This is a genomic window from uncultured Tenacibaculum sp., from assembly GCF_947502995.1.
Classification (GTDB): Bacteria; Bacteroidota; Bacteroidia; order Flavobacteriales; family Flavobacteriaceae; genus Polaribacter.
Map to the genome: position 1 here is coordinate 23,371 of NZ_CANNBW010000029.1, position 10,935 is coordinate 34,305.

Here is a 10,935-nt window from a genome sequence, read left to right on the forward strand (position 1 = left end):
CTGGCAAAATTTTTAAAGAAAAAATCTAATAAAATTTTTGATCTTCTCTTAAGATTTTAGCAAAATGAAAAGCATAAATATTAAATCCTTCATTATAATAAAATTTATGAGACTTAGTATTAGTACTATAAGTATTTAATTCCATAGCTTCACATCCCTTTTGCTTGGTGTATTCATAAATCCATTCGAAAAAAAGTTTTCCTAAACCTTTACCTCTGTAAGTTTTAGAAATAATTACATGGTCAGGTTCAACACTTCTACCTAAATAATGTCTTGTAGAATACCATAAACCACAAATTCCGATGAGTTCATTATCATCAAAAACAGCTACACACTCATAATTTGGACAATTTCCCATTTCTATGATTCTATTTTTTAATAAATCAGGTGGTGTTTTAGTATTAATTTTAGAAAGTAAAGGAAAAATACTTAGTATATTGTCTTTATCTATAGTGTTAAAAGATATATTCATTTATTTTTCTGTTAAAAGTAATGGTTTTAGTAAAAAAAATTAAAGCAGAGGAAACTTATTTCCTACGAAAAGAAATTTTAAGAAAAAATATAGATCTTCCTTATGTATTCGAAGGAGATTTAGATAAAACTACATTTCATTTAGGTGTTTTTGAGGGAGATACATTGGTTTGTATAGGTACTTTTATGAAGAACAATTTAGAAAATTTAAAAGGGAATCATTACCAATTACGTGGTATGGCGACTTCTGTAGCGGGTAGAGGTAAAGGTTTTGGAAAGTTATTGTTAGGTTTTGCGACTAATGAGTTAGAAAAACAAAAAATTGATTTTCTATGGTGTAATGCTAGAGAGGTTGCTCTTAAGTTTTATGAGAAAAACAATTTTGAAATCATTGGAGAAAAGTTTATAAATATAGCAGGACCGCATTTTAAAATGTATAAATCAATAACTAAATGAAATTAATTAAAAAAGTAAGTTTTTTCTTTTTATTAACTGGTGTTTTTTCAAGTTTTGCTCAGAAAAGAGAGGTTAAAATTGAGCCAACAAAAATAACAGAAAATATATATATGCTTAAAGGACAGGGAGGTAATATTGGTCTTTTTGTCGGTGAAGATGGAGCTTTCATGATCGACGATCAATTTGCTCATTTAACGCCTAAAATCTTAAAAGCGATTAAAAAAATTACAGATAAACCTGTTAAATATTTAATTAATACACATTGGCATGGAGATCATACAGGTGGTAACCAAAATATGAGTAAAGAAGGAGCTGTAATTATATCTCACAAAAATGTAAGAAAGAGAATGGGAATGGAAAGTGTAGTTAGAGGTAAAACTAAACCAGCTTCACCCAAAGAAGCTTTACCTGTAATAACATTTACTGAAGATATGATGGTTCATTTTAACGGAGAAGACGTTTTAATATCTCATGTTCATGATGCGCATACAGATGGAGATGCACATATTTATTTCACAAAAAATAATGTACTGCATATGGGAGATACTTATTTTCAAGGTAAATATCCTTATATAGATTTAACTAGCGGTGGTAGCATAGAAGGTTATATAGCTTCAGCAGAAAAGGCATTGTTAATGATAGATGATACAACAGTCATCATCCCTGGGCATAGAGAAATATCTAATAAAAATGAATTACTAGCTTACAAGAATATGTTAGTTACGTTAAGAGATAGAGTACAGAATAAAATAAATGAAGGAAAAACAGTAGAAGAGGTTAAAAAAGATACTTCAATTACTAAAGAATACGATGATAAGAAATACGGGGATTGGTTTATAACCAGTGAAGGTATTAGAGAAACAATATATAAAAGTTTAACATCAAAATAATAATTTAAAAGTTCGTTTATTTGATGGGAAGTAGAGTGTTTTTTAGCACTCTACTTTTTCTTTTGAATAATTTCTGCTATGGTTTTATTTTCAATTTTACTTTCTAACCAAGAAAGAATATCTAAATATAAGAAAGCTCTTTTCTCATACGGATGATGTTCAAAAGCTTTAAGTTTTGTATGGATTTTTTGAAATTCTTTTTTGAATTGATGTGGATATAAATCTCCTAAAGAACGAATAGATTCAATAAAAACTTTCTGAACTTCTTGTAGATTTTCCATCTTTAATAAGAACTTGTAGGTTTCTTTAAATTGTTTTTCTAAATGATAATCTAAACCGCATTCATAGTGGGCAATTAAGTTTAAAACTCGAGCAAAACACTGTAAGTCTTCTCCAACATAAAGCTTTTTGGCTTCAATAATTTTGGTGAGATATTCAATACACATTTTATTATTTCCCATTCCAAAGTATAAACAGGCAATCTTGTAATAAAATTGAATAATGTGATGTTTATCTAATCTACCATTATACGCTTTTATTTTTTCATTTATTTCATTAATAAGATATTCACCATCTTTAAAGTTTCCTTCGAAAAAATGTTTATGTAATTTATTAGCATAGAAATACTGAAAAATTAAAATTTCTGTATTACTATTCACAGGAATTTGATTGTTTTCTATTTCGCTTTCAAATAAATTTAATTCTTTGTTAAACTCATTTTTATGTCTTGTAAAAAAAAGAGATTCTAATAAATAATTTCTTCCTTTTAGATAAAAAACAGGGTTTGTGGCAATCATTTTCGGATATTCTCTAAAGAGAGAAACCCATTTGCTAGCGTATTTATATCCATTCAAAAAATCTTGAGTTAAAAAGCAACGCCAAAGATGTGCTTTATAAAGCCATAACCGTTCTCTAAAGCCAAGAGAGTTATAATCGATTTTTGGTAATCTTGCATTAAAGTAATCGTTTATTTTTTGTAATTCTTCATCATTTCTAACATAACCAGTTTTTAATAAAATTCCATACAATTGTAATGAAAGATTAGAAAGTTTACTTGTAATTACATTTTGTTGACTTAACTCTTTTGCTTGTACAGTAAGTTCATCAGCTCTGGTACTAATACTTCGAGTTATATATTGACTTTCAATTACTTTTTCTAATTCAACAATTTCATAAGCAACATTTTTCTCTTCATTTTCAATGGCTAATGTTTTAGCTTTATCTAAAAGTTTTAAACTTTGTTTGTATAATCCCTTTTGATACAAAACAGTAGCAAAATCAAGTTGTTCACGAATTTGTACACGTAAGTTTTTATGTGAAGGGTTCATTCGTAAACTCGTAAGAATTTGCTTATATAAATGAGCTTTTAAATTCGATAATTGTTGTTTGCTAACAATACCACTATTTATGATAGCTTTTTCATCATATTTTTTCTGCTTTTCTAAAAATTTAAATAAAGTGAAAAATTTTGCTTGATTATTTCCTTCTAATCTTCCAATATACAAATTGAATTGCCTTTTCTCAGATTTTGTTAAAGACTGAATTAAGGCAAATAAAGCGTCTTGATTTTGATTAGCTTTTGTAAAATTATTCATTTTAATATATTGAAAATCAGTTTTTTAGTTTTTAAAACAAGCTTCTTTGATATCGTAAAGGTATAGTAGAAATCAAAAGACTTTTTAAAGCCAATATATAAATTTGAGTTAGATAATAACAACTATTAGTTACAATGAAAGATAATAAAATCCAAATTTTTGATACCACTCTTAGAGATGGAGAACAGGTACCAGGCTGTAAGTTAGATACTAATCAGAAACTAGTGATAGCTGAGCGATTGGATAGCATGGGAGTTGATATTATAGAAGCAGGATTTCCAATCTCAAGTCCTGGTGATTTCAATTCTGTAAGCGAAATTGCCAAAATAGTTAAAAATGCCACAGTTTGTGGTTTGTCTAGAGCAGTTCAAAAAGATATTGAAGTTGCTGCAGAAGCATTAAAACATGCTGTAAAACCAAGAATTCATACTGGAATCGGAACAAGTGATTCTCATATTAAATATAAATTCAATAGTACTAGAGAACAGGTAATTGAAAGAGCAATTTCAGCTGTTTCTCATGCCAAAAAGTATGTGAATGATGTTGAGTTTTATGCAGAAGATGCTGGTAGAACAGAAAATGAATTCTTAGCAAAAGTTTGTGAAGTTGCAATTAAAGCTGGAGCAACAGTTTTAAATATTCCTGATACAACAGGATATTGCTTACCAGAAGAATATGGAGCGAAAATAAAATACTTAAAAGACAATGTGAAAGGAATCGATGATGTTATCATTTCTTGTCATTGTCATAATGATCTTGGTTTAGCAACTGCAAATTCAATTTCAGGAGTTGTAAACGGAGCTAGACAAATAGAGTGTACAATTAATGGAATTGGTGAGCGTGCTGGAAATACAGCTTTAGAAGAGGTGGTTATGATTTTAAAACAACATCCTTATTTAAATCTTCACACAGATATTAATACAAAATTATTGTATGATACAAGTTTAATGGTGAGAGAAAAAATGGGAATGCCTGTTCAACCTAATAAAGCTATTGTTGGAGCAAATGCATTTGCACATAGTTCTGGAATTCATCAAGATGGAGTGATTAAAAATCGTGAAACTTACGAAATTATAGATCCAGAAGAAGTTGGAGTAACAGAAAGTGCAATTGTGTTAACAGCAAGAAGCGGTCGAGCAGCTTTAGCATATAGAGCTAAGAAAATAGGGTATGAATTAACTAAAATTCAGTTAGATAAAGCATATCAAACATTCTTGCAATTTGCAGATAAACAGAAAGAAGTAATAGATGAAGACATACATCTAATCATGAAAAAAGTTAGTAATATTTCAAAAATAGCAATCGCATAATGGGAAAAACATTATTCGACAAAGTGTGGGATAAACATGTTGTGGATACTATAGAAAATGGCCCACAAATATTATATATCGATAAACATTTAATTCACGAAGTTACAAGTCCTCAGGCTTTTAATGAGCTTAAAGAAAGAGGAGTTTCAATAGCAAGACCAGATAAAATTGTAGCAACTGCCGATCATAATACACCGACTGTAAATCAGCATTTGCCTATTAAAGATGCTTTATCCAGAAATCAATTAGAACAATTAGAGAAAAATTGTAAAGAAAATGATATTACATTGTATGGTTTAGGTCATAAGTACAATGGGATTGTTCATGTTATGGCTCCAGAATTAGGAATTACACAACCAGGAATGACAATGGTTTGTGGAGATAGTCATACATCAACTCACGGTGCTTTTGGAACCATTGCATTTGGAATAGGTACAAGTCAAGTGGCGCAAGTTTTTGCAAGTCAATGTTTATTAATTCAAAAGCCGAAAAGTTTAAGAGTTAACGTAACCGGAAAACTTAAAAAAGGAGTATTACCTAAAGATGTGATTTTATATATCATATCTAAGTTGGGAACAAATTCAGGAACTGGATATTTCTGTGAATATGCAGGAAATGTATTCGAAGAAATGTCTATGGAAGGTAGAATGACAGTTTGTAATATGAGTATTGAAATGGGAGCTCGTGGAGGTATGATTGCTCCTGATCAAACTACTTTCGATTATGTAGAAGGAAGAGAATTTGCTCCTAAAGGTGAAGAATTTCAAGCTAAAGTAAATTATTGGAAAACGTTAAAGACTGATGACGACGCAGTTTTTGATCAAGAATATTCTTTTGATGCTGAAGATATAGAACCTATGGTTACTTACGGAACTAATCCAGGAATGGGAATTAAAATTTCAGAAAGTATACCACAAAATAACGATGAGTCTTTTGAGAAGTCTTTGTCTTATATGAATTTCAAAAAAGGAGAAAGTTTAGTAGGGAAACCAATAAACTATGTTTTTATAGGAAGTTGTACCAATTCAAGAATAGAAGATTTCAAAGTTGCAGCTAGTTTTATCAAAGGAAAACAAAAAGCAGAAAATGTAAATGCTTGGTTGGTTCCAGGTTCACAACAGGTAGCTAAACAAATAAAAGAAGAAGGTTTACAAGAAATATTTGAAGCTGCAGGTTTTGAATTACGTCAACCTGGGTGTTCTGCTTGTTTAGCAATGAATGATGATAAAATCCCAGAAGGAGAATACTGCGTATCTACATCTAATAGAAATTTTGAAGGTAGACAAGGGCAAGGTGCAAGAACGATTTTGGCAAGTCCTTTAGTTGCAGCAGCAACAGCAGTAGAAGGAAAAATAATTAATATAACGGAACATTTAAACTAATGGAAAAGTTTCAAATATTAAAAGATACAGCGGTACCGTTACCCGTAGAAAATGTTGATACAGATCAAATTATTCCTGCTCGTTTTTTAAAAGCAACAGATAAAAAAGGTTTTGGTGATAACGTATTTAGAGACTGGAGATTCCATAAAGATGGAAGTGTAAATGAAGATTTTGTTTTAAATAATCAGAATTATAAAGGAAGCATTTTAATTGCTGGAGACAATTTTGGTTGTGGTTCTAGTAGAGAACATGCAGCTTGGGCTTTAGCAGGTTATGGTTTTAAAGTAGTTGTTAGTAGTTTCTTTGCAGATATTTTTAAAGGAAATGCTTTAAATAATGGAATTTTACCAATTCAAGTTACTCCTCAATTTTTAAGTGATTTATTAAAAGAAATAGCTAATAATCCAAATACAGAATTAACCGTAGATCTTGAAAATCAAAGTTTAAAAACTACAGTAGGAACGGTAAATTTTGATATCAATCCCTATAAAAAGTTGTGTTTATTAAATGGTTATGATGATATAGACTTTTTAATTAGTAAAAAAGAAGAAATACAAGCATACGAAACATCGTTGTAAAAAGAATACAAGTATATGAGATTTAATATAACAGTAATTCCCGGAGATGGTATTGGTCCAGAAGTGATAGATCAAGCTAAAAAAGTATTACAAGCTATTGGTGAAGTTTACGATCATACTTTTGTGTATGATGAGGTGTTAATGGGAGCTTGTGCTATAGATGAAACAGGAAATCCATTACCAGAGAAAACTTTGGATTCTTGTAAGAAAAGTGATGCAATTTTATTTGGAGCTATCGGAGATCCAAAATATGATAATGATCCTTCAGCTAAAGTAAGACCAGAACAAGGGTTATTAAAGTTAAGAAAAGAACTTGGTTTATATTGTAATATTAGACCAGTAAAAGCATATGATGCATTAATTAAAAATTCACCTTTAAAAGAGAATATCATTAAAGGAACGGATATTGAAATTTATCGAGAATTAACAGGCGGTATTTATTTCGGTATAAAAGAATTAAGTGACGATGGTAAAATAGCTTTTGACGGATGTTCTTATTCTGTAGAAGAAATTGAGAGAATGGGACATTTAGCTTTTAAATCTGCAAGAAACAGAAGAAAAAAATTAACATTAGTTGATAAAGCCAACGTATTAGAAACTTCTCGATTATGGAGGAAAACAATTACTGCTTTAGCAAAAGAATATCCAGATGTTGAAGTCGATACAATGTTTGTAGATAATGCCGCAATGCAGTTGATCTTAAACCCAAAACAGTTTGATGTTATTCTTACGGAAAACTTATTTGGAGACATTTTATCTGATGAAGCAAGTGTAATTGGAGGTTCTATTGGTTTATTAGCTTCAGCTTCAGTAGGAGATAAAGCTGCTTTATTTGAGCCTATACATGGTTCTTTTCCACAAGCAAAAGGTAAAGATATAGCTAATCCTTTAGCTTCTATTTTATCGGCGGCAATGCTATTAAGACATTTAGATTTAGAGACAGAGGCTACAGTAATTGAAAACGCTGTGCAAAAGTCTTTAGAATTAGGAATAACTACACAGGATATCGATTCTGAGAACGATTTTACTACCTCTAAAGTTGGAGATTTCATCACTGATTACATCCATAATCAAGAGGATAGTAATATTAATTTTACGAATGTTCATATGGGACAGAGTACTATAATTTAGTTAAGTTTTGTTTTGAATTAAAGCACTCCTAATTTAGGGGTGCTTTTTTGTTTGATATATTTAATCAGTATTAGATATATTGAAACTTTTCGGATTTAGAATAGAGTAATTCTTAAAATGACGTGTATTATTTTTTATAATAAGAGAAAAAAGATACTGTTTTGAGAACGATTTTACTATCTCTAAAGTTAGAGATTTTATCACTGATTATATCCATAATCAAGAGGATAGTAATATTAATTTTACGAATGTTCACATGTGATAAAGTACTATAATTTAGTTAAGTTTTGTTTTGAATTAAAGCACTCCTAATTTTGGGGTGTTTTTTATTTATGATATATTTGTTTTTTATGTTAAAATAATAAATATAATTTATTGTTTTTAGTGTTTTTGATTTGTATTTTTCTTTAAAACACTTATTTTTTTACTTTTTTTTCAAAAACAATCATTTTTGTGAAATTCATAATTTCATTAACTTCATTTGAGTATTCCATAAATACAATATCTTTTTAATATTTGGAATTATCGTATTATTATTTTTAGCTATGTTTTTTTGATTTAAAATTCTTTTAAGTTAACGTTTTCGTTTGTTCTACAGGGGTTTAGGTTTTGTTTTTTGCTTGTTAGCATATAGTTTTGGTAGGCAATTAACTGATTCAAATTTTAAATTATGTCAAGCGTAAAAAAACTAGGACTTTTTATTTTAACGTGTTTATTGCATGTAACTATTACTGCTCAAGAAAAAGAGAGTAAGAACAATTTTTCAATAACCGGAAGTGTAGATGTTTATGGAACAACAAACTTAGCCGATAATGCACGAGGTAGTATTGGGATTTTATCTTCAAATAGCGCAGGAGAAGGCGCACATGGTTTTGGTTTAGGTATGGCTAACACTATTTTTTCTTATGACTTAGGAAAAGCTGGTGTTGTTGCTGATTTAGCTTTTGGACCAAGAGCAAATGCAGCAAATGCATACGAAGGAAGTATCAATCAATTGTATGTGTACTACAAGGCTTCAGATAAAATTACTGTTTCTCTAGGACAGTTTAATACATTTTTTGGTTATGAAGTAATCTCGCCAGTAGATAACTTTAACTATTCTGTTTCTTATTTATTTAATGCAGGACCATTTTCACACACAGGTATTAAAGCTGATTATCAGGTTTCTGAAGATTTATCTTTTATGTTAGCGGTTACAAATCCTCATGCATTAACAGCAGGAACTAATATTACAAATGATTTTCAGTTTGGTTTTCAAGCAGGGTATAAAGATCAATACTTAAATATAGTTTATGGAGCTGTAGATACTTCTGGAATAGATGATGTTTTCTTTATCGATTATACAGGAGGTTTTAATGCTTCAGAATCTTTTTATGTAGGAATAAATGCAGCATATTCTAATTCAAGTGAAGCAGATGCTGGATATTACGGAGCAGCACTGTATTTACAAAATTCATTTTCAGATACTTTTGCTTTAGGTTTAAGACCAGAATATTTTACAACTACAGCAGGTAGTGTAGATTCTAGTGTTTTAGCATTAACTCTTTCTGCAAATCAATCATTAACAGACAAACTTAAGATAATAGGAGAAGTAAGATTCGATACTTCAGATGATGTTCCAGTAATTGGAACAAAAGAAAATGTTACAGGTTTAACATTAGCAGCAGTATACAAATTTTAACTAACAAAGATTTAATTATATATTATTATGACTGACTTTTTATTAACTATCGCAGAGCCAGAAGTAGTTCAAGATTTAGCAAAGCAAGTAGAGGCAATCAAAGGAGATTTATCTATGCTATGGATACTATTGTCTGGTATACTTGTATTTTTAATGCAAGCTGGATTTACTTTAGTAGAATCTGGAATGACAAGATCTAAAAACGTGGTAAATATTGCAATGAAAAATGCTTTAGATATTGCAGTAGGATCACTTGTGTTTTGGGCTGTCGGATATTCATTAATGTACGGTAGTACAAATGGATGGATTGGATGGGGTGGATTTGCTTTTTACAATAAGCAAGATCCTTCAGATTTATTTTTCCAAACAGTATTCTGTGCTACTGCAGCAACAATTGTTTCTGGAGCAATTGCAGGTAGAACAAAATATACCACGTACATCATTTTCTCTGTAGTTATGACAGCATTAATTTATCCAATTGCTGGAGGATGGCAATGGAATGGAGATGGTTGGTTAGCTAAGCAAGGTTTTATAGATTTTGCGGGATCTTCAATTGTACATTCAGTAGGAGGATGGGCTGCATTAGTTGCTGCTATTTTGGTTGGACCTAGATTAGGGAAATATACTAAAGATGGTAAAGCTATTACTATTCAGGGACACAATAAATTATTAGCAACTTTAGGTGTATTTATATTGTGGTTCGGATGGTTCGGGTTTAATGGAGGTTCTCAATTAGCTTGGGGAGGTGACGATTCTGTAGGAGCTGCTAAAGTAGTTTTATTGACAAATTTAGCTGCAGCTGCAGGTACTTTAGGAGCGTTAATTATTTCTTGGGTTAAGTATAAGAAGCCAAATTTAGATATGACTTTAAACGGAGCTTTAGCTGGTTTAGTAAGTATTACTGCAGGTTGTGGAAATATGACGGAAGGTGGAGCAGTATTAGCTGGTTTAATTGGAGGTGTTATCGTAGTGTTCTCTATGGAGTTTATTGAGCAAAAATTAAAAATTGATGATGCTGTTGGAGCCGTTTCAGTTCACGGTATTGTTGGTGCTTGGGGAACATTAGTAATTGGATTATGGGGTGTAGATGGAGCTACAGGTATTGGATTATTTAATGGTGGTGGAGCGACTCAGTTTTTAACACAATTAACAGGTACAGTTGCTTATGCAGTTTGGGCTTTAGCAACGTCTTTTGTGTTTTTATTTGCTTTAAAGAAAACCATTGGTTTACGTGTAACAGAGAAAGAAGAAATTGAAGGATTAGATTTATCTGAACATGGAGCTTTAGCATATCCAGGTAAGAGAAACAGAGGGGAAGAATATGTTGTAGAAAAGAAAGAAGAAGAACTGGAACTAGTATAAATTTTCATTCCTATTAAATGAAATTTAAAGAAGAGTAAAAGCTTATGTATTAAATAATACAACACAGCTAAGCCTTACT

General features: G+C 30.5%; 10 protein-coding genes. 8 read left to right on the forward strand and 2 right to left on the reverse strand.

From position 1 onward, the window contains the following. Positions 1-25: 25 nt before the first annotated feature. A complete protein-coding gene (locus Q1A46_RS19105; protein WP_299682905.1) occupies positions 26-472 on the reverse strand; it encodes a GNAT family N-acetyltransferase in 447 nt (148 codons plus the stop codon). Between the two features lie 20 nt (positions 473-492). Between Q1A46_RS19105 and Q1A46_RS19110 the strand changes: the two genes are divergently transcribed. Together Q1A46_RS19110 and Q1A46_RS19115 are read left to right on the forward strand one after the other, a co-directional pair. After that, positions 493-927, forward strand: a complete 435-nt coding sequence (locus Q1A46_RS19110) for a GNAT family N-acetyltransferase (protein WP_299682908.1) — start codon at positions 493-495, stop codon at positions 925-927. After that, the gene (locus tag Q1A46_RS19115) at positions 924-1,817 is read left to right on the forward strand and encodes an MBL fold metallo-hydrolase (protein WP_299682910.1); all 894 of its coding nucleotides are present in this window, start codon (positions 924-926) and stop codon (positions 1,815-1,817) included. The genes Q1A46_RS19110 and Q1A46_RS19115 overlap by 4 nt, the downstream gene beginning before the upstream one ends. A 50-nt stretch (positions 1,818-1,867) precedes the next feature. Here Q1A46_RS19115 and Q1A46_RS19120 read toward each other — a convergent pair whose 3' ends face one another. Next, positions 1,868-3,412 carry a hypothetical protein gene (locus Q1A46_RS19120; protein ID WP_299682912.1) on the reverse strand — a complete coding sequence of 515 codons (1,545 nt, stop codon included), beginning with the start codon at positions 3,410-3,412 and terminating at the stop codon, positions 1,868-1,870. A gap of 134 nt (positions 3,413-3,546) precedes the next feature. Between Q1A46_RS19120 and Q1A46_RS19125 the strand changes: the two genes are divergently transcribed. The 6 genes from Q1A46_RS19125 (at position 3,547) to Q1A46_RS19150 (ending at position 10,856) form a co-directional block, all read left to right on the forward strand. Continuing rightward, a complete protein-coding gene (locus Q1A46_RS19125; protein ID WP_299682914.1) occupies positions 3,547-4,722 on the forward strand; it encodes a 2-isopropylmalate synthase in 1,176 nt (391 codons plus the stop codon). Then, a complete protein-coding gene (leuC, locus tag Q1A46_RS19130; RefSeq protein WP_299682916.1) occupies positions 4,722-6,104 on the forward strand; it encodes a 3-isopropylmalate dehydratase large subunit in 1,383 nt (460 codons plus the stop codon). Before Q1A46_RS19125 ends, leuC begins: the two co-directional genes overlap by 1 nt. After that, entirely contained in the window at positions 6,104-6,682 is a 579-nt protein-coding gene (gene leuD, locus Q1A46_RS19135; RefSeq protein WP_299682918.1) for a 3-isopropylmalate dehydratase small subunit, read from the forward strand. The genes leuC and leuD overlap by 1 nt, the downstream gene beginning before the upstream one ends. A 15-nt stretch (positions 6,683-6,697) precedes the next feature. Then, on the forward strand, positions 6,698-7,813 hold the full coding sequence (leuB, locus tag Q1A46_RS19140) for a 3-isopropylmalate dehydrogenase (RefSeq protein ID WP_299682920.1): 1,116 nt from the start codon (positions 6,698-6,700) through the stop codon (positions 7,811-7,813). Positions 7,814-8,483: 670 nt separating this feature from the next. Next, complete coding sequence (locus Q1A46_RS19145) at positions 8,484-9,494, forward strand: outer membrane beta-barrel protein (RefSeq protein WP_299682922.1); 1,011 nt, start codon at positions 8,484-8,486, stop codon at positions 9,492-9,494. A 27-nt stretch (positions 9,495-9,521) separates the two neighbouring features. Beyond that, entirely contained in the window at positions 9,522-10,856 is a 1,335-nt protein-coding gene (locus tag Q1A46_RS19150; protein WP_299682924.1) for an ammonium transporter, read from the forward strand. Positions 10,857-10,935: the final 79 nt, after the last annotated feature.